This is a genomic window from Streptomyces sp. NPDC047028 (genome assembly GCF_040644095.1).
Taxonomy (GTDB): Bacteria; Actinomycetota; Actinomycetes; order Streptomycetales; family Streptomycetaceae; genus Streptomyces.
On sequence record NZ_JBEYVS010000047.1, the window covers coordinates 24241 to 43868 of the forward strand.

At 73.5% G+C, this 19628-nt stretch carries 14 protein-coding genes; 4 read left to right on the forward strand and 10 right to left on the reverse strand.

What is annotated here, in order from left to right; all coding sequences use genetic code 11:
* The first annotated feature begins 228 nt into the window (after positions 1–228).
* Positions 229–540: a DUF397 domain-containing protein gene (locus ABZ854_RS31115; protein ID WP_361217493.1), complete on the forward strand. Its 312-nt coding sequence runs from the start codon at positions 229–231 to the stop codon at positions 538–540.
* A gap of 54 nt (positions 541–594) precedes the next feature.
* Here the strand turns inward: ABZ854_RS31115 and ABZ854_RS31120 are convergent, their stop codons facing one another.
* The 4 genes from ABZ854_RS31120 to eccB all read right to left on the reverse strand — a co-directional run bounded on the left by ABZ854_RS31120 (position 595) and on the right by eccB (position 4875).
* On the reverse strand, positions 595–1569 hold the full coding sequence (locus ABZ854_RS31120; protein ID WP_361217496.1) for a PQQ-binding-like beta-propeller repeat protein: 975 nt from the start codon (positions 1567–1569) through the stop codon (positions 595–597).
* Between the two features lie 7 nt (positions 1570–1576).
* Complete coding sequence (locus tag ABZ854_RS31125; protein WP_361217499.1) at positions 1577–1846, reverse strand: hypothetical protein; 270 nt, start codon at positions 1844–1846, stop codon at positions 1577–1579.
* 254 nt (positions 1847–2100) lie between these two features.
* Positions 2101–3336 (reverse strand): type VII secretion-associated serine protease mycosin, encoded by a 1236-nt coding sequence (gene mycP, locus ABZ854_RS31130; RefSeq protein ID WP_361217501.1) that lies wholly within the window; start codon positions 3334–3336, stop codon positions 2101–2103.
* Positions 3337–3354: 18 nt separating this feature from the next.
* Entirely contained in the window at positions 3355–4875 is a 1521-nt protein-coding gene (gene eccB, locus ABZ854_RS31135; protein WP_361217504.1) for a type VII secretion protein EccB, read from the reverse strand.
* Positions 4876–5058: 183 nt separating this feature from the next.
* Between eccB and eccE the strand changes: the two genes are divergently transcribed.
* The 3 genes from eccE (at position 5059) to ABZ854_RS31150 (ending at position 11104) form a co-directional block, all read left to right on the forward strand.
* Complete coding sequence (gene eccE, locus ABZ854_RS31140; RefSeq protein ID WP_361217507.1) at positions 5059–6396, forward strand: type VII secretion protein EccE; 1338 nt, start codon at positions 5059–5061, stop codon at positions 6394–6396.
* A gap of 125 nt (positions 6397–6521) precedes the next feature.
* Positions 6522–7220 (forward strand): hypothetical protein, encoded by a 699-nt coding sequence (locus ABZ854_RS31145; protein ID WP_361217510.1) that lies wholly within the window; start codon positions 6522–6524, stop codon positions 7218–7220.
* Positions 7221–7564: 344 nt separating this feature from the next.
* Positions 7565–11104 (forward strand): SCO5717 family growth-regulating ATPase, encoded by a 3540-nt coding sequence (locus ABZ854_RS31150; RefSeq protein ID WP_361217513.1) that lies wholly within the window; start codon positions 7565–7567, stop codon positions 11102–11104.
* Positions 11105–11182: 78 nt separating this feature from the next.
* Here the strand turns inward: ABZ854_RS31150 and ABZ854_RS31155 are convergent, their stop codons facing one another.
* From ABZ854_RS31155 to ABZ854_RS31180, 6 genes are all read right to left on the reverse strand, one after another.
* Entirely contained in the window at positions 11183–12127 is a 945-nt protein-coding gene (locus tag ABZ854_RS31155) for a bifunctional riboflavin kinase/FAD synthetase (RefSeq protein WP_361217516.1), read from the reverse strand.
* 159 nt (positions 12128–12286) lie between these two features.
* Entirely contained in the window at positions 12287–14293 is a 2007-nt protein-coding gene (locus ABZ854_RS31160; protein ID WP_361217519.1) for a hypothetical protein, read from the reverse strand.
* Positions 14196–16724, reverse strand: a complete 2529-nt coding sequence (locus tag ABZ854_RS31165; RefSeq protein WP_361217521.1) for a hypothetical protein — start codon at positions 16722–16724, stop codon at positions 14196–14198. The genes ABZ854_RS31160 and ABZ854_RS31165 overlap by 98 nt, the downstream gene beginning before the upstream one ends.
* 1054 nt (positions 16725–17778) lie before the next feature.
* The gene (gene truB, locus ABZ854_RS31170) at positions 17779–18684 is read right to left on the reverse strand and encodes a tRNA pseudouridine(55) synthase TruB (RefSeq protein WP_361217524.1); all 906 of its coding nucleotides are present in this window, start codon (positions 18682–18684) and stop codon (positions 17779–17781) included.
* Positions 18681–19172, reverse strand: a complete 492-nt coding sequence (gene rbfA / locus ABZ854_RS31175) for a 30S ribosome-binding factor RbfA (RefSeq protein WP_361217527.1) — start codon at positions 19170–19172, stop codon at positions 18681–18683. The genes truB and rbfA overlap by 4 nt, the downstream gene beginning before the upstream one ends.
* A gap of 77 nt (positions 19173–19249) precedes the next feature.
* A complete protein-coding gene (locus ABZ854_RS31180) occupies positions 19250–19543 on the reverse strand; it encodes a DUF503 domain-containing protein (protein WP_361217530.1) in 294 nt (97 codons plus the stop codon).
* Between the last annotated feature and the right edge of the window lie 85 nt (positions 19544–19628).

A 19628-nucleotide genomic window follows, 5' to 3' on the forward strand; every position in this document is an offset into this window, starting at 1 on the left:
GTCCCGGCTCTCCTGGCGGGCAAGACCTGCTGCGCTTGCGCGCTACGCATAGCCGCAGCGTCGCACCGCCCCCGTGCGGTACCACGAACGTGGTACACGCAGCCACTCTAGTCACTCGACATGGCCCTTCCAACTGCAAAGGCCCGCCAGGGGAGTTCGGCGTGCCATTACCGTGACACGTACTGTGAGCGGCACAGCGTTCGCACACCAGGAAGGGGTCGCTGCGGCATGGCCGAGACGGCTGAGGAAATCAAGGCGCGTAAAGAGCGCGAGCGGGACGAGCTGTACGCCCTCGACATCTCTGACGTCGAGTGGCACTGCGCCCCTGGTACCGAGGAGCATGAGGAGCGGGTCGAGATCGCATACCTGCCGGAGGGTGCCGTAGCCATGCGGTCGTCGCTCGACCACGACACCGTGCTGCGCTATACGGAGGCGGAGTGGCGGGCCTTTGTGCTCGGTGCTCGGGATGGCGAGTTCGACCTCGAGCCGGTGCAGCACAACGGCGGGCCCTCGCCGGCAGGGGAAGAGGGAACCGCGTAGGGGCGGATCTGCGGCGAGGGGCGGTATGCATGCGTACCGCCCCTCGCCGCTGCCTCAGTGCTTCAACCCGGCGCTACCGATGCCGAACAGGGACGGCACAGGGTCCTTGGGAGAGTCATCGTCGGCCCTGAGCGTGCGCCGGGAGAAGAAGACGTGACCCTGTTCGCAGACGATACGCGTTTCGCCCGGGTTGCTCGGTTGCCAGTCCCCGGTGCCCGGGACCTCGAAGAGGAGGTACGGCGTCTCCTTGTCCGTACGAGGGTTCCAGCTCACCACGGCGGCGGGGTTGGCGAAGCCTTCGGCACGGTAGAGGATCAGGTTCTCACCGCTGGCGCGAACGGGGACGACCTTCTGCAGTTCCCGGCCTTCGAACTTGGCGACGGAGTGGCCGGTGCGGGGGGCGAAGGCGACGATCCAGTCGACGGGCTGGCCGTTCGCGATGTTCTCCTGACTCGTCAGGAAGATGAGATATGGCCCTACGACCAGCAGGTCGCACTCGGCCAGCACGCCGAAGTACGGAGGGCCCAGGCCGATCCGGCCGCACTGCGCGTCGTAGCCGCTCATCGAGATGGTGGCCATGCGTCTGCCGTTCTCGCCGTCGAGGGTGATCAGGTCGGTCACCGTGGAATCGCCGGCCGCGACGGCGAGGACGGGCGGGTCGGAGGAGGGCAGGTACACGGCCTGGACACCGCTTGCGAGCCTGTAGGTCCACCGGTCCTTGCCGGTCCGTGAGTCCAGTTTCTCCACCCGGTAGCTGGGTTGTCTGGGGTCGCCGCAGTTGACGAGGGCGAGCAGGGCCCGGCCACCCGCGTAGCCCATGTCGTGGCACTGCGACGTGGTGGTCGTGTTCCACAAGCGTCGGCCGCTGCCCATGTCGTATGCCGCCGAACCCTGCCCCCAGGCGACAGCCACGACGCCCTCGGTGAGAGCGAGGTTGGTGTTCGTCCTCGCGGCGAAGTCCGCTGCGGGCAGCTTGTTCTGCCAGAGCCGCTTGCCGGTGTCGATGTCGATGTCGATGTCGAAGAACACCAGTTCGTCACAGGCTCCGCCACCCCCGGCAGGTGAGCCTTTGGCGGGCGCGGACTCGGCCATCACCGCCGGCGCGGCCGTCGGCGGTGACCTCGCCGGTGGTGGCGCAGATGTTCCCCGGCAGCTGGAGCGTCCAGGCCGTCCTCTTGTTGTCGGGTTTGATCTCGTAGCCGTCGACCTGGTCTCCTACCCCCTGCGCAACGGTCTTGCGCGTGGCCCAGAGTCCGGGCGCGTAGCGCGGCCATTTGGAAAGCTTTCCCTCCTGGTGCTCGGCCACCAGCTGGGCCCTCGGGCGAGACGGGTGGCCGCTCCAGCGTGTCCCGTACGGCGTCCGGGAGTTGTTGGTCGGCCCTCGCGGCCGGCCTGTGCGCTCTGTCGCCGTGGTCGGCGAACCACAGCGTGGTTCCGCCCAGACAGAGGGCCAGCACAGCTGCCGTGACGGTGCCCCCAGGGCGAGCCGACGGCGCCTCGTGCGTGTCTGCTCCGCGGTCCGGGCGGATTCGGTGTAGATCGACGGAGGCCGGCCGAAGCTCACGCTGAGAGGTCCTTTCGGTGGCGACGGCGCAGGTCCCGCAGAACGACGGCGGTGCCCGTGATGACGGCGACCAGGACGATGGTGATGCCGAGCGCGTAGGCGGCGCACCGCTCATTGCGCTCGTGCGGTGTCTCCGCGAGCGAGAACGGGGCCACGTCCGGTGCGGGCGCCTTGGAGAGCCCGGGGTCGGGTGTCGGCGAGGACGGCGGGTCGGCGAGGTCCGACTCCTGTACGGCGCGGACGGGGTCGACGACGCCCCAGCCGACGTAGTCGTCGTGGCCGTTGACGGGCCGCTCGGCGGTCTGCTCGATCTGGGTGACGATCTGCGCTGCGGTCCAGTGGGGGTGCTTCTCCTTGAGCAGGGCGGCGACACCCGCGACGAACGGGGCGGAGAAGCTCGTGCCGTTGTCCGTGCACTGGCCGCCGCCGGGGACGGTGGAGACGATGTCCACGCCGGGCGCCGCCACGTCGACGAAGGTTCCTGCCTGGGAGAAGGCGGCTCGTTCGTTGTTGCGGTCGGAGGAGGCCACCGCGAGGACGCCCTTGAAGGCGGCCGGGTAGGTGTTCTTGATCTTGCCGTCCAGGCCGTCGTTGCCGGCGGAGGCGACCACGACGACGTTCCGGCTGATCGCCTTCCTTACGGCCTCGGCCAGCGCGGAGGTCCTGGACAGCGGCTTGGTGGTGTCCTGGGAGATGTTGATGACGTCGGCGCCCCGCGAGACCGCGTAGGTGATTGCCTGAGCCATGGTGTCCGAGTCGCCGCTGTTGTCGGCGTCGTTCTGCCGGATGGGAATGATGGTGGCGTCGGGGGCGAGGCCGACGAAACCCGTGCCCTTCCGGGGGCGGGCCGCGATGATTCCCGCGACCTTGGTGCCGTGGCCCACCCGGTCGTTCGTGGGATCGCCGCCTTTGCCCTTGGTGAGGTAGTCACGACCGGCCGATTTGTCGACGACGGGCTTGAGCTGTGGGTTCGTGTCGTCGACACCCGTGTCGATGACCGCCACACGGACGCCCTTGCCCTTGTTCGTGCTCTGCCACAGCTCGTCGAGCAGAACCCGCTGCAGCGACCAGGGGGTCCCTTTGATTTGCTTGGCGGGAAAGGTGCATTCGCCGCTTCCGTCCAGCCGTAGGCAAGCGGTGGGCGGGGCGGTGCCGAGGCTGGTGAGCAGTACGGCGGCGGTCAGCAGGGTTGCCTTCGTCGGCAGCACGCGCGCGGCGCTCCTGTTCGTCATGTCCGAGGTGAGGACAGATCACGAGCCCTGCGGCTGCCGGGCACTGTTGGTGTCGAGCCGCGGGCCCTTGGCGAGGAACTCCGACCAGACGACGGGCACCCTGGCGGTTCGGACGTTCTGGTAGCCGAGCTTGACCTGAGCCTCGCCGGGCTCGGGTGTTCCGTCCGCCAGCTTCTTGCCGTGGGCTCCGATGTCCGACTTGCGGCTGTCGCTGTCACCGTTGGCCTGGACGGCGTACCGCAGACCGGTGTCGGTGACCAGGAACAGCCCTCCTGCGCCGGTCTCCGTGCCCTGGATCTGGGTGTAGAGCAGGCCGGTGCCGGGGGTCACGTACGTGCTGGTGCCGTCCGCGGTGATCTCGGCGGGGTAGTCGGTGCCGGCCCAGGTGCTGATCGTCGTGCTGTTGTCCGCGTCGACGTGGCGCAGCACGCTGCACACCGTGTCCCGGCCTGAGGCGGCAACCGAGTTCACCTGCCGGGTCTGCTGGAGCGGCCAGTTGGCGGCCTGACCGCCGAAGGGCTGGGGGTCGGCGGTGAAGTCCTGCAGCCCGACCGTGCGTGCCTGGCCGTTCATGTTCAGGCGGGCGGTCTGGGGCGAGGCGATGAGAAGCCAGGCGGTGAACTCGCTGACCGGCTGTACCTTGCCGGGCAGGACGACGTAGTACTTGGTGCCTTCACCGGTCTTTGTCTTCAGGACCGTGCCGACCTTGTTCTCGTCCGGCGACAACTGGCCCGGCACGTCTGCGGGCTCGCCGACGCCGGCGGGGAGCCGGGGGAAGCTGATCGGGTCGCCCTTGTGGAGCGTGGCGAGCCATTCCTTCGTGACGAGCTGCGGCTTGCGGCTGCCCACGAGGGCGTTCGTGAGCGTGCCGGACTCCGACCCCGTGACGGCGTACGACGTTCCGTCCGCGTCGACGAGGTAGCGGTCGCCGGTGCGGGTCTTGACGTAGAGGACGTCGCCGGCGCCGAGGCGATGGGCGTCGTCCGTCTTGCCCAGGTCCCGCCGGGCCAGGACGAAGGTGGCCTGCTGGACGGTTTCGCCCTTGCCGCCGGGCTGTTCGCACACGGCCCACCGCTTGGCCGTTCCCGCCTCGTCGGCCGACGGTAGCCGGTCGGGGGCGTAGGGGATGCCGAGGATGGGTCCGCGCGGCAGCTTGCCGGAGTCCAGGATCTTGTCGCTGACCTGAATCACCTGGTAGTCGGCGTCGTTCATGAGCAGGCGCGCGGAGGCCAGGTTGAGCACGGGGTGGAGTCGAGTGGTCCGGCCCGTCTTGAGGACGACGTAGCGCGTGGTCGACTGCTTGCCGACGATCACGTGCGTACCGGGCTGGTCCCAGCCGGCGGGCGCGGTGGGCTGGAACATGCCCCAGGCGCCGAACGCGGCCAGTGTGAGCGCTCCGGCGACCAGACTCGGCACGATCGCGCGCAGCGGTTTGGGAGCTCCCTCTTCAGAACCTGACGGTGACGGCTGCAGGAAGGCCGCGAGGGTACGCCTCTTCGCGAACGTGTAAGCGTTGAGTTCGTCCCGCCGTGATGCCATAACTGCCTGCTTCTCCCCGTTGTCGCACCGACGGGGACCCGTCCCGCGCTGCGATGTCAGACCGGCCCCCTACTATGCATGGTGCCGGGGAAACCTGCTGGAGCGGGTAGGGTACCGGGGCCTTCCGGAGGCCCAAGTGCGGTGCCCGGAGCAGTGAGTTATGAGCGAACGGGGGATGCGGTGATGGCTGCCGGTACGCGGTCGCGCTCGCGTGGTCGAGCGAGGGCCGACGGCGCCCCTGGGCCTGCGCAGGGCTCCGATGGCCGGTCGGCCGGAGGTCGGGCACCGGACGGCGACGTGAACGTCCCTCGATTCAGGACACGTGCGGGGCAAGGCGGCTCGTTCCGGCTGCAACGGCTGGTGCTCGTGGAGCTGGCTGCTGCGTTGCTGGTAGTGGGCTGGGCCGCCGGCCCCGTGGCCGTACCGCCGACGGCTCTGGTTTCGGCGGGCCTGTTGTCGCTGGCCTTCGTCCGGCGGCGTGGTCGTTCCCTGCCCGAGTGGCTGGCTACCGCCCGCGAGTTGAAGGCACGTCAGCGGCGTGCGGAGGGGCTGGTGATACCGGCCGGGACCGAGCCGGCGCTGGTGCCCGCGCTGGAGTGTGAGCCGGCGTTGCGGACGTATGCGTACGGGGGGCGGGACCGGCGGCCCGTGGGGGTGGTCGGGGACGGGACGTTCGTGACCGCCGTGCTGCAGGTGGAGGCCGATGCGACCGCGCTCCGGGCCGAGCGGAGCCGGCAGCCGCTGCCGCTCGCGGTGGTGCGTGACGCGCTGGACGTGGACGGGATACGGCTGGAGTCGGCGCAGGTCGTGTTGCACACGCAGCCGGCGCCCGCGTTGCATCTGCCGCAGCAGTCCGTGGCCGTCGCCAACTACCAGCCGTTGCAGGAGCAGACCGGGGCACCGGCCGTGCGGATCACGTGGATCGCGCTCAAGCTCGACCCCGAGGTGAGTGCCGAGGCGGTGGCCGCGCGCGGGGGCGGGCTGCTGGGGGCCCAGAAGTGTGTCGTACGGGTCGCCGATCACCTCGCGAGCCGGCTGACCGGTGCCGGGTTCCGGGCCAGGGTGCTGGACGAGGAGGAGCTGATCTCCGCGCTGGCGACCTCGGCCTGCGCCAACCCGCTGGTGACGGCGGAGGCGGGGCGGAGTGAGGCGCGGGAGCGCAGGACGGCCGAGTCCGGGCGCAGTTGGCGGTGTGACAACCGGCGGCATACGACGTACTGGGTGCGCCGTTGGCCTCAACTGGACGGCGCGGGCGGGCGGTCGCTGCCCTCCTTCGTCGCCCGGGTCACGGCGATACCTGCGCTCGCCACCACGTTCAGTTTCACTCTCGCGCGCGGTGAGCGGCAGGAGGTGTCGCTGTGCGGGCATCTCCGGGTGACCGGGCGCAGTGACGATGAACTCGTCGCCGCGCGCGAGGCGTTGGAGGCGGCGGCGCGAGAGGGCGGGGCCGGGCTCGCCCGCCTCGACCGTGAGCAGTTGCCCGGCATGCTGGCCACGCTGCCGCTGGGAGGTGCACGGTGACGGCGGTTCAGGCGGGTCCGACTGGGGTTCCGGCCGGTCCGACAGGGGCTCCGGCCGGTCCGACAGGGGCTCCGGCCGGTCCTCAGACGGGCGGCGGCGTCGGCGGTAGGGGCCTCGGGGAACGGTTGCGGCACGGGCTCGGGCTGATCGGGCCGCGCCATGGCAGGCATGCGCTGGCCGCGGCCCAGCTAGACGCCCTCGCCCTGCCCATCGGGGACGACGGGGTCGTGGCCGGGGTGGACACCGAGGGGCAGCCGGCCGTGCTCGGCATCAACCGGCCCACGCCGTACGACGTCGTCCTCATCGGCGGGTTGTGGACGGCACAGGTGCTGGCGCTGCGTACGGCGGCCACGGGCGCCCGGGTCGCCGTGGAGACGGGCCGGCCTCAGGCCTGGATGCAGATGGTGCACGCGATGGGCGGCGGGCAGAACGGGCTCTCCGTGTACGAGGTCGGTCGCGTGCCGCCGCAGGGCGCCTCGGCCGGGACTCCGGTGCTGGTCGTGCGGGACTGCGGTATGCGCCCGCCGCGCGGGCGGGTTGTGGCCGGGCCGTGGCAGTCGGTGCTGACGCTGCTGCCGTACCTCAGTCCGGTGGCGCCCCGGCTGCTGCGGCAGGCGCGACTCGCCGGCATCCAGCGGGTCTCGCCCGACGAGGCCACGGAGCTGGGGCGTGTCATGGGATTCTCCCGCACCGAGGTGGAGTCGCTGCCCGCCCTGTCCGACGGCGTCACCCTGTGGTGCACGGACCGTGACCGGCACTACGTGATGACCCAACCGACGGACGCGGAGACCGGGTTGCTGGGGACCCCTCGGCGGATGGACTGAAAAGAGCGGATTCACCGCTTTGTTCGGTCGATGCGTTGGGCTGTGGTGCCGGTTATGTGGTGACTTGTGTGGTGGTGGGGCTCGCCATGGGCGTGCCTCCGGAGCGTTTTCGTTCCTGTGCGCACCGGTGAGGGCGCATTGGGGGACGGGCGGGCCTGCCGGGGTGTGGCTCCTGGTGATTAGGCTGGGAGTGGGCGCGGTGCCAGAACCCGTGGACCAGGTGTCCGCGTCCGAGGGGGAGAGCCGATGGTTCGGACTGCCTCGAACGACTTCGGACGGCTTGAACGACACGACAGGGTCGCCCCGGCACGGCATGCGGGTGCTCGACCACACCAGGAGGAACTGTGAGCAGCGATCGGGACGGGATCCGCGGGGGCTGGGCCACACCCGGCGATGACCAGCCCGACGCGGAGTCGGCCATCGAGACCACCGGTGAGTTCACCATCGACTACGCACCGCCCGCCTGGTACACGCAGAACGCCGATTCGGGTGGCTCCGGAGGCGCGGGTTCGGGTGCGGGTGCGTCCGGGGATTCCGGTTCTGCGGGCCGTCCGGGTGCCGCCGGTCCCGCCGGCGGGCCGGGCGAGGTGGGTGGTGCCGGGTCCGGTGCCTCGCCGTTTCCCGCGGGTGCGGCCCTGCCGGGGCTGACTCCGCCGCCGCACGCTGCCCAGTCCGGCGGTACGGCGGCGGGTCCGGGTGCTCCCTTCGGGCCGCCGGCGCCGCCCGCGCCGGGTCCGGGAGCGGCGCCTTTCGCGCCCCCGCCCCCGGCGCCCGGAGCTCCGTTCACGCCGCCTGCCGCCGGTCCAGGGGCACCGTTCACGCCGCCCCCCGCCGGCCCGGGCGCTCCGTTCACGCCCCCTGCTCCCCCCGCCGGTCCCGGTGCGCCGTTCGCGCCGCCTGCGCCGTCGGCCGGGGACGCCACTGCCGTGCCCCGGCTGCCGGTGGGCTTCGAGCCGCAGGCGGCCCCGCCGCAGGCTGCCGCTGCCCCCGCGCCTCACGAGCCCGAACCCGAGCCTGCCAACGGGGACCTGGAGAGCGGCGCGACCATGCGGTTCTCCGCCGTCGCCCTGAAGCGTGAGATCGCCGAGATCGCGGAACGCGCGGCTGCCGGACAGGAGGGGACGGAGGAGAAGGCCGCTCCCGAGGTGGCCGACGAAGCCGAAGACAGCCGTTCCGCCCTGGGCACGGATGCCGGTGCGGGTGCCGGTGCGGGTGCGGAAGGTGGTGCCGGCGGGGAATCGTCGGTGGCCGGTCCGGCCGCCGACGCCGGTGCCGGTGCCGGTGCCGGTGCCGCCGAGGAGAGTGCCGAGACGGACGGTACCGAGGACGCCGACGCGGAGGCTGACGGATACGGCGTCAGCGGAGAGGCGGCGGAGGCTGCCGCGCCGGAAGCGGACGGTGTTGACGAGACGGAGGCAGTTGCGGCAGTTGAGGCATCTGACGCGGGTGAGGCTGGGAGCGCCGAGGCTCCTGCTGGGGCGGATGGCGAGGTCAGCGGGGAGAGCGCGTCCGATGACGCGGACGTCCCTGGCAACTCCCTTGCCGACGTGCACGGCGATGCCGGTGAGGCCCGCGACCATGACGATGCTGTCGCGCCGGCGGTCGTAGCCGACGGGGCCCCGGAGCACCCGGCTGTGCCGCAGGACGCCGGGCCGCAGAGCGGCGCCCCTCAGGACGCCGTACCGAACGGTCCTGCCGGGCCGCAGGACGCCGTGCCAGTACCGCCGCAGCCGCAGGATGCCGTGCCCGCCGCTCACCCGGCCCCCCAGGATGCCGCGCCGCACGCCTGGGCTCCGCCGCCGGCGCCGCAGGGCGGGCTGCCTCCGCTGCCGCCGTCGTACCAGCCCGCCGCGCCTTCCCCGGCGGCCCAGTGGCCCGGCCAGGAGACGTCCCAACCGGCCGCGCAGGCGCAGCAGGCCGGGCCGGTGCCCGGTCAGCAGCCGCCGTTCCAGCCGCAGGCGCCGCAGCCCGCACCCGCCGCTTGGAACCAGCCCGGCGCGACCACTCCGCCGCCGCCCGCACAGCCCGGCCAGCCGTTCGCGCCGGTGCCCCCCGCGCCCGCGCCCGCCGCGTCTCCGGAGCAGGGGGCGGCTCCCGCGCCCGCTCCCACTCCGGCTCCTCCCGGTCCCGGGCCGCAGGGCGGCTACGCGTTTCCGCCGCCCGTCGGCCCGACTCCCCCGGCGCAGCCCGGCGGTTACGGATTCCCGCCGGGACCGGCGCAGCCCGTCGCTCCGCAGCAGCACCAGCCGTCGCCGCCTCAGCCGGCCCCTGCCCCTGCCCCTGCCCCTGCCCCTGCCCCTGCCCCGCCCAACCCGCAGAGCGGCTACGGGTTCCCCCCGGCCGGCGGCCCGACTCCCCCGGCGCAGCCCGGCGGTTACGGATTCCCGCCCGCGCAGCAGCTCGCGGACTCCGCTCCGGCGGGACCGGAGCCGCACGCTCCGCAGGTCCCGCAGGCGCCGGTCGATCCCCGGGCCGGGGCCGCCTGGCCCCAGCCGATGCAGCACGACCAGCGGCAGCCGACCAACCCCGGTGCCGCGCCGCTCGGTTACACCGCCGCCGTGGAGCTGTCGTCGGACCGACTGCTCAACACCAAGCGGCAGAAGGCGAAGAGCGGTCGTCCCACCGCGGCCGGCTCGCGCTTCAAGCTGGGTGGGAAGAAGGAAGAGGCCGAGCGGCAGCGGAAGCTGGAGCTGATCCGCACGCCCGTGCTGTCCTGCTACCGGATCGCCGTCATCAGCCTCAAGGGCGGCGTCGGCAAGACGACCACGACGACCGCGCTCGGCTCGACCCTCGCCATCGAGCGGCAGGACAAGATCCTCGCCATCGACGCCAACCCGGACGCCGGCACGCTCGGTCGCCGGGTCCGCCGGGAGACCGGGGCCACCATCCGCGACCTGGTCCAGGCGATCCCGTACCTCAACTCCTACATGGACATCCGGCGGTTCACGTCCCAGGCGCCGTCCGGGCTGGAGATCATCGCCAACGACGTCGACCCGGCCGTGTCCACGACGTTCAACGACGAGGACTACCGGCGCGCCATCGACGTGCTCGGCCGGCAGTACCCGGTCATCCTCACCGACTCGGGTACGGGTCTGCTGTACAGCGCCATGCGCGGGGTGCTCGACCTCGCCGACCAGCTCATCATCATCTCCACGCCGTCCGTGGACGGCGCGAGCAGCGCCAGTACGACGCTGGACTGGCTGTCGGCGCACGGGTACGCCGACCTGGTCTCGCGGTCGATCACCGTGATCTCCGGGGTCCGCGAGACCGGAAAGATGATCAAGGTCGAGGACATCGTGTCGCACTTCGAGACGCGCTGCCGGGGCGTGGTGGTCGTACCGTTCGACGAGCATCTGGCCGCCGGTGCCGAGGTCGACCTGGACATGATGCGGCCGAAGGTGCGGGAGGCGTACTTCAACCTCGCGGCCATGGTGGCCGAGGACTTCGTACGGCATCAGCAGTCGCACGGGTTGTGGACGAGCGACGGCAACCCGCCGCCGGTCGCCGCCCCGCCGATGCCCGGCCAGGCCATGCCGGGGCAGCCCATGCCCGGCCAGCCCATGCCCGGTCAGCCGATGCCGGGACAGCCGGGCCAGCCTCAGCTGTACGCGCAGCAGCCCGGGCAGCCCCCGCAGCCGGGCTATCCGCAGCCCGGGCAGCAGCATCCTTACCCGCCGCAGCAGGCTCAGCCCGGGCCGCAGGGGCAGCCGTATCCGCCGGCTCCGGGCCAGGCCTACCCGGCCCAGCCGCAGCCGCAGCCGCAGCAGGCGCAGCCTCAGGCCGGACAGCCGGGGCAGCCGGGGCAGCCGCCGTATCCGCAGTACCCCGGGCATCCCCATCCGCAGGGTCAGCCGCAGCCCCCGCAGGCTCCGCCGCAGCAGTAGCACGGCATGAAGAAGGGCGGCCGGTGCCCGCTGGCACCGGCCGCCCTTCGGCGTCGTAAGGGACTGGTCGGCAAGGGACTAGTCGGCCGCGACGATCTCCCTGCACCGCTTCACGTCGTCGGCCATCTGCTCCAGCAGGGCCTCCAGCGTGTCGAACTTCGCCTGGCCACGGACGTACGCCAGGAAGTCGACGGCGACGTGCAGGCCGTACAGGTCGAGGCCCACGCGGTCGATGGCGTACGCCTCCACCGTGCGCTCGGTGCCGTCGAACTGCGGGTTCGTGCCGACGGAGATCGCGGCCGGCATGGCCTCGCCCTGGACGTGGAGGTAGCCGGCGTAGACGCCGTCGGAGGGGATGGCGGTGTGCGGGAGCGTCTCCACGTTGGCCGTGGGGAAGCCGAGTTCGCGGCCGCGCTGGGCGCCTCGTACGACGACGCCCTCCACGCGGTGCGGGCGGCCCAGGATCTCGCGGGCGCCTTCGACGTCGCCCTCGGTGACCAGGCGCCGGGTCAGGGTCGAGGAGAACGGCTCGCCGCCGCCCGCGGAGCCAGTGACGTACAGGTCGACGACCTCGACCTCGAAGTCGTACACCTTGCCCTGTTCGACGAGGAAGTCCACGTTGCCCGCGGCCTTGTGGCCGAAGCGGAAGTTCGGGCCCTCCACGACGGCCTTGGCATGCAGCTTGTCGACCAGGACCTTGACCACGAAGTCGGCGGGCGACAGCTTCGAGAACTCGGTGGTGAAGGGGAGCACCAGGACCGCGTCCACGCCCAGGTCGGCCATCAGTTCGGCGCGGCGGTGGTGCGGGGCGAGCAGGGGCGGGTGGCTGCCGGGGCGGACGACCTCGCTGGGGTGCGGGTCGAACGTGACGACGACGGCCGGGACGCCCAGCTCGCGGGCGCGGTCGACGGCGTGCTTGATGATCAGCTGGTGGCCGCGGTGGACGCCGTCGTAGGACCCGATGGTGACGACGCTGCGCCCCCAGTCCTGGGGGATGTCCTCCAAGCCACGCCAGCGCTGCACTGTGACCGCTCCTCGAACCCGTGTCCGTGTCTACCGTTGACCTCGTGTGCAGGTCTAAGGGTGCCATGCCGGGTGCCCCGGACCCGCATCGGCATGGGGGCTGTGACCGGGCGCACGTCGGCGAACGGCCCTGCGGCGACGTGCGCCCCGGCACCCGGTTCAGGCCGGCACCCGTGTCCCCGCCAGGTGCTCGATCGTGCGGCGGGCGCTCGGGCCGACCACCGCGGCCCAGTCGTCGGGGGTGTCGGCCAGCCAGCGGAGCAGGGTCGCGGCGAAACCGGGCACGTGGCGGCTGAGGTCGACCAGGCCGCGGTCGAAGCGGGCGGCGCCCTCGGGGGTGCGGACGAGGAGCAGGCCGGTGCGGTGGACCAGCTCCCGGATCTCCTCGTCCCGGCGGCCGTCACGGCGGGGGTCGTCGCTGCCGTCGCGGCGGGGATCGTCTCTGGGGTCGTGGCGGGGGGCGTTGCGGTGGCCGGCCGCCGCGTGCAGCACGGCGTCCAGGACCGCCGGGTCGTCCTCGCGTCCGAGCAGGACGTCCAGGAGTTCGCGGCGCAGCGGGCGGGAGGCGGTGGTGCCGGCGGCGCCGAGCACGGTGGCGAGGGCCGCGCGGAGCGGCTCGGTGCCGCCGTCGAGGAGGCCGGTGACCAGGGGCAGCAGGGCGGCGCGGGCGGCCGGGCCGTCGTCCAGGCGGCGGTCGGTGCACGCGGCGACGTGGCCGGCCGTCTCCGGGCGCAGCGCCACCGCGTCCCGGACGACGGCGGCGACGTCGCGGGCGAGGCCGGGTGTGGTGGTGTCGGTGAGCGTGCGCAGCGCCTCGCCCGCGTCCGGGCCGCGCAGCCGGGCGCGGAAGGCGTCGAGGACCGGACCGGGGTGGGTGGTCAGGGCCGGGCCGAGGGCGCTGGGCGGGAACCGCGGGTCGCAGGCGGCGAAGTGGCGCAGGCCCTGGTCGAGGTGCTCGTCGCGAGTGCGCGGGTCGCGGACCAGGAGGGCGAGGGCGCCGCCGTGCAGGGTCCGGTCGGCCGGGCGGGCGAGGAGGGTGAGGGCGGCGTAGCGGAGCAGGTCGCGATCGGCGTCGGTGAGGACGTGCGGGGCGGCGCGCAGCCCGTACGTCACGGCTGTGGAGCGGCGGGCGGGGTGTTCGTCGTGCGCCCAGCGGTCGACGGCCCGGCAGACGGCCGAGGGTTCCTCCTCGGCGAGTACGGCGAGGAGTTCGTCGGCGCGGCGGTGGGCGCTGTCCGCCAGCACCTCGGTGAGGTCGTCCAGGGCAGCGTGCCGGTGCGTGTGCAGCAGGGCCTGTGCCGCGGTGGCCACGGTGGCGTGCGGGGTCGCGGGCAGCGGCCGCTCGTCGTCGAACCAGCGGGTCAGGTGCGGTTGTACGGCGGTGGGGGCGGCGGCCAGCAGCCGGGCCACGGCGTCGAGGTGGCGGCCGCCCGCGCCGCGGTCACCGGCGTCCGCGAAGAGGAGCCGGCGCAGGAGGTCCAGGCGCCCGGCGTCGGGGAGGGGGAGGGCGCTCCAGAAGTCCGGGCGGAACTCGGCCGGCACGGGGCGCTCCGCGCGCCGCCAGCCGACGACGCGGTCGGCGAGGAGGCGTAGCACCTCGGTGTACGGCGACGCGTCGGGGACCTGGAGCAGGGTGCGGCCGAGCAGGCGGGCGGCCCACCAGGAGGTCGGGTCGAGGTCGAGAGCGTCGGTCAACTCGCGCAGACGGAAGGAGAGTTGGCGGGGCCCTTCTTGCCTGCCGAGGAGCAGGAGAGCCTCGACCACGGGGCCGACGCGGTGATGCGGGACGGGGAGCGGGTGGGCGGCCCCAGCGGTGCGGGGGCGGTGGACCAGGGCGTGCAGTGCCTCGTCCAGGTCGAGGTGGATGCCCTGGATCCAGTCGGCCAGTTCCTCGTGGGCGAAGCGGTAGCCGTCGCCGGCCGGGACGAGGAGGCCCTCGGTGAGGACGGCGGACGCCCAGCCGGATCCGCCGCCGAGCCGGGCGGGCGCGGGGCCCCAGGGGAACACCGCCTCGAACGACTCCCGGTCCAGCTCACCCTGCCCAGGACCGAGGCTGCGCCGGGCGGCCTCATGCACCTGCCCGGCGACCCGCGCCGCGAGCCGTCGTACGGCCGTCCCGCGCACCCCGTTCTCGGCGGCGAGCCGGACCGCGATCCGCAGACACATCAGGTCGAGGTGAGCGGCGAAGACCTCGTGCCGGTCCAGCGTTTCGGGGGCGGGGGTGCCGGGCGTCCCCGGGACGGCGGCTGCGGCGGGCGTTCCGGCGGCGAGCATGCCGGGGCCTGCCGCCGGGCCGGGGGGGAGGGAGGGGGTCGGCGAGGGGGCCGACTGAGTCGGGTGTGTCGGGGGTGCCGGGCAGGGCCGCGCAGAGGTCGGCGAGGAGGCGGAGGGTGAGGGGGTGTCGGGCGTCGGGCTCGACGAGGGCGCCTTCGGGGATGCCGTAGTGGCGCCGGGCGTGCTCGGCCTCCTCGGCCGTGAGGTCGCCGAGCCGCACGCACGCCGGGAGGCCGCGGGCGGCGTCGGCGGAGCCGTGCAGCAGTTCGGCCGGGAACTCCCGTCCGGCCCGCTCCCAGTACTCCTCCCGGCACGCCACCACCAGCCGGACCCCGTTCTGCCGCAGCCACTCCACGGTGCCCCGGGTCCATTCGGCGAGCCGGTGCGCGAGGACGGGCGGCATCTCCTCGGGACCGTCCAGCACCAGGAGCAGCGGTCGCCCGGCCGCGCCGGCCAGCAGCGCCAGCCGTTCCGCCCCGACATCCCCGAGATCGTCGACGCGGACGCCCCGGGCAGCGGCCACGATCCGTGCGGCCCGTCCGACGCTCCGCCGCACCGCGTCGGCGAGTGAGGCATCGGCACGGTGCAGGTCCGCGCCGCGCAGCCAGAGGGTGGGGGCGGGAAGGGCATCGCTCCGGCCGACCGTGTGGGCGGCACCGGTACAGCGGAGCCCGCCCGACGGCTCGGTGGTCCGGCGCGAGACCCCGGCCGAGTCGGACGCCTGGGCAGCGCAGCCCGCGCTACTGGGATCAGCGCCGGCATGCGCGACGGCGCCGCCCGCGCTGCTCGGGTCGGCGCCAGCAAGCCCGGCGGCGCAGGCATCGGCCACGAGTGGAGTTGTGGCGTCCGGCCACGGCCCGAGGACCGGGTCAGGCGCGGCGCCCGGCGCACCGGCCACCTGCCACGACGCCGCCCCGGACCATGGTGCGGCCCCGGCGTCACTCCGCACCTCGCGGCCATGAGCGGCTGCGGGCACACCGGCCACCGGTGGACCCGCGATGCCCGGACACAACGTGGGGACAAGAGCGAAGGCGGTGGGTTCCGCGCCGCGTGGCTCCGAGGGGCGCACTGTGGCATCCGTCGGCATCCCGGTGCTCTGCGGCGGGGGCTCCGTGGTCGAGTGGTTAGCGGCGTTGGGCCGGGTCTGGGAACAGGCAGCGGAGGCCGCGGGGTCCGTGCCGCGTGGCTCCGAGGGGCGTGCCACGGCATCCGTCGGGGTCGCCGTGGTCTGCGGCGGGGGCTCCGTGGCCGGGCTGTTCCCGGCGGTCGGCCGAACCTGGGGAGAGGGAGCGGAGGCCGCCGGGTCCGTGCCGCGTGGTCCCGGTGGGCGCGCCGCGGCATCCGTCGGGGTCGCCGTGGTCCGGGGCGGGGGCTCCGTGGCCGGGCCGTTCCCGGCGATCGGCCAGGGCCGGGGAGAGGGAGCGGAGGCCGTGGGGTCCGTGCCGCGCGAGTCCGAGGGGTGTGCCGCGGCATCCGTCGGGGTCGCCGTGCTCTGCGGCGGGGGCTCCGTGGTCGGGTCGTTAGCGGCGGTGGGCCGGGGCTGCGGAGAAACGGTGGGGTTCGGGGTGTGCGGGTGCAGTGGGGAGGGGGTGGTGCGGCGGGCAACCAGGGTGGCCAGCTCTGTCGTGCGTCCGGTGCCGGGGGCGCCCACCAGCGCCAGTACCGGGGTGCCGGCGGCGGCGAACGCCGACAGGTCCCGGGTCAGCGCGAGGCGCTCGACGAGGGGTGTGGCACCGGCGCCGTGAGTGGCGGTCGGGGGGCCGTCCTGGGCGACCGAGGTGGCGGCCAGTTCCAGGACTCCGGCCAGGTTGAGGTCCGCGCCGTAGGCCGGAACGGTCGCCTCGTTGCGGGCGAGCAGCTCGGCGAGGGCGTGGGGGCCGTCGGCGAACCGCAGCGGCACCGCGAAGCCCGTATCGCGCTGGGCGGAGTGCAGTGCCGTGCCGAGGACGCCCAGCACCGCGCCCGTCAGCGCGTCGAGAACCGGTCCCCCGGCCGCTCCGCCACCGAGGCGCAGCGCGTCCCGTCCCGCTGTGCCGATCGCCAGTTCCAGGGCGTCGTCGACGAGGTGGAAGCGGTCTGTGGCGGTGTATGTCACCTGCGTCGCTGCCAGTACGCGCGCCTCGCGCCAGCAGCCGGCGGCGATCCTTACGTAGGTCCCGGCGTCGAACCGCTCCCGCGTGGTCAGCGGCAGCGGATCCACGCCCAGGCCCTCGGTGCGGACGAGGGCGAGGTCCCGCGCGGGCAGCGGGGTGACGGCGTGGGCGTCGACGACGCAGGTCTGGCCCCCGGCCGCGTGCAGTACCAGCCGGGGCAGTCCGTCCACGGCCTCGTGGCTGGTGAGGAGGGTGCCGTGGTGGTCGGCGAGGAATCCGACGCCACGCGGGCGGCCGGCCAGGTCATGGATCCGGACGAGGGCGTCGGTAGGGCTCCGGTCGGGTGTGTGGGCGTCGCCGTCCTCCTTGCGGTCTGCGCCGGGCGGGCGTGCAGCGGGTGCCCCACGTCCCCCGTCACGACGGAGGCCGCCGGCATCCCTGCGCAGTCCTCGCCGGTCACCACGGTGTCGGGCGCCGTCCCCCGGCCGGCCGTCGGCATCGACATCGGCTGTGCGCGTCGCGGCGTCGTCACGACGGGGGCCGCCGGCGTCTCCGCGCGCGTTGCCGTTGCCGTCGTCGCTACGGCGGCTGTCACCACCGCCCCGTCGGCGGCCGCTGTCGTCTCCCCGACCACCGTCACCGCCACGCCGGCCATCGCCGGCCACGCGTCCCCCGGTGTCCGGCCGGTCCCCGTTTTCCACGGCCCGCGCGGCCGCCCCGCCGCCCGTACCGTCCCTGTCCGGCAGGGCACCGCCCCGTTCCGCCATGGCCGTACCTCCCCGCCCGGTCCCGCCCTGTCCGCACACACGTGCCTGATTTTCGACGGTAGGCGGGCGGTGATCAGCGGGAAAGATCGCGCGGTGAAAGCGCCCCCTTCCGCTCCCCCGGTTCACTCCGAGCGCCTGCCCGGTCGGGTGAATAGGCGGGGACCGGTGGATGCACCCTAGGGGTGGGGGAACCGAGGGGGGACCGTGGAGCGGCGGCGAGTGGCAGTACCCCGTGGCCGCCGCTCCACGGGCCGGCACGCGCGGGCCGACGGACCCTGCCGGCCGGCGCGCGCAGGTCCGAAACCGCCGACGGACCGCCGCGTACCTGACGCCGGATCCCTCTCAGCGGCGCAGGCTCCGTCGCGTCACGCGCAGGGAACTCGGCCGCTGAGGAGCGGCCGGCCGGCCCGGAGGCCCCTGCCACGGCCCGGCACGCGCTCCTGAGCCGTTCAGGACGGTGCGCCCCCGGGCGCCCCGGCCGGCCGGCGAGCGCAGGCCGGAAACCGGCCCACGCCGGTCAGCCGAAGATCGCCAGGCTCTTGGCCTTCCCCTTGTGCTGTTCGACGAGTGCGAGGAAGCGGCCCTCGGGGTCGAAGACGGCCACGGGGCCGGTGCCGGCGTACTCGTCGGGCATGTCCAGCCGGACGCCGTTGAGGAGCAGACGGGCGCGCCTGGTGTCGACGTCCCAGCGGGCGAACGCGGCCGCTGCGGCCTCGGCGACCGGCATCACGGTCAGCTCCTCCTGGAGCTGGTCGAGGGTCCGCGCCGCGTCGATCTTGTACGGTCCGACGCGTGTCCGGCGCAGCGCCGTGAGGTGGCCGCCGACGCCCAGGCCGGCGCCCAGGTCGCGGGCGAGGGCGCGGATGTAGGTGCCGGAGGAGCAGACCACGGAGACGACCAGGTCGAGCACCGGGGTGCCGTCCTCGGCGACGGCGTCACGGGCGTCGTACACGGTGAAGGAGGAGATGGTCACCGGCCGGGCGGGGATCTCGAACTCCTCGCCCTCGCGGGCCCGCTTGTACGACCGTACGCCGTCGATCTTGATGGCGCTGACCTTGGACGGCACCTGCATGATGTCGCCGGTCAGCTTGGCGATGCCGGCGTCGATGGCGTCCCGGGCGACCTTGGAGGCGTCGGTGGCGGAGGTGATCTCGCCCTCGGCGTCGTCCGTGAGGGTGCTCTGGCCGAGCCGGATGGTGCCCAGGTACTCCTTCTCGGTCAGCGCGAGGTGGCCGAGGAGCTTGGTGGCGCGCTCGATGCCGAGCACGAGGACGCCGGTCGCCATCGGGTCGAGCGTGCCGGCGTGGCCGACGCGCCGGGTGCGGGCGATGCCGCGCATCTTGGCGACCACGTCGTGCGAAGTGAAGCCCGACGGCTTGTCGACGATGACGAGGCCGTCGGGCGTGGGGTGTTTCTGGGTCATTCCGCGGCGTCGCCGTCCGTCTCGCCGGTCCCGGCGTCCCCGGGGGTGCCGGTGGCGGCCTCGTCCTCGGCCGGCTTGCGGTAGGGGTCCGCGCCGCCGGCGTACGTGGCGCCCGTGGCCGCCTCGCGCACCTTCTGGTCGGACTGCCGCGCCTTGTCGAGGAGGTCCTCGATGGTCCGGGCGGTGTCGGGCAGGGCGTCGGCGACGAAGGTGAGGGTCGGCGTGAACTTCACGCCGGCCGCGCGGCCGACCTCGGAGCGCAGGATGCCCTTGGCGCTCTCCAGGCCGGCGGCGGCGGCCTGCCGCTCCTCGTCGTCGCCGTAGACCGTGTAGAAGACGGTCGCCTCCCGCAGGTCACCCGTGACCCGGGTGTCCGTGATGGTGACGTGCGAGCCGAGCCGCGGGTCCTTGATCCCGCGCTGCAGCTTCTGGGCCACCACCTCCCGGATGAGGTCCGCCAGCCTTTTCGCCCGCGCGTTGTCGGCCACTGGTCCGTCTCCCGTTCTTTCTTCTTCTTGCGTTCTGCGTTTTGCGTTCTGAAGTCTTTGTGATGTGCGCTGTGCGGTCAGTCGTCCTCGCCGTGGAAGCGGCGTCGTACGGACAGCAGCTCCACCTCGGGGCGGCCGGCGACCAGCCGCTCGCAGCGGTCCAGTACGTCGGTGAGGTGCCCCGCGTCGCCGGAGACCATGGCCAGGCCGATGCCCGCTCGCCGGTGGAGGTCCATGTGGTCCACCTCGGCCGCGCTCACGGAGTACTTCCGCTGGAGCTCGGCGACGATCGGGCGGACGACGGAGCGCTTCTCCTTCAGCGAGTGGACGTCGCCGAGGAGGAGGTCGAAGGACAGAGTCCCCACGTACATGTGTGTAGCCGGTTCACCCGCCGGTACGGGATCGATGGCCCCGTGGCCGTGTGGCCGGGGTCATCAAGAACGGTACCGCGTACCC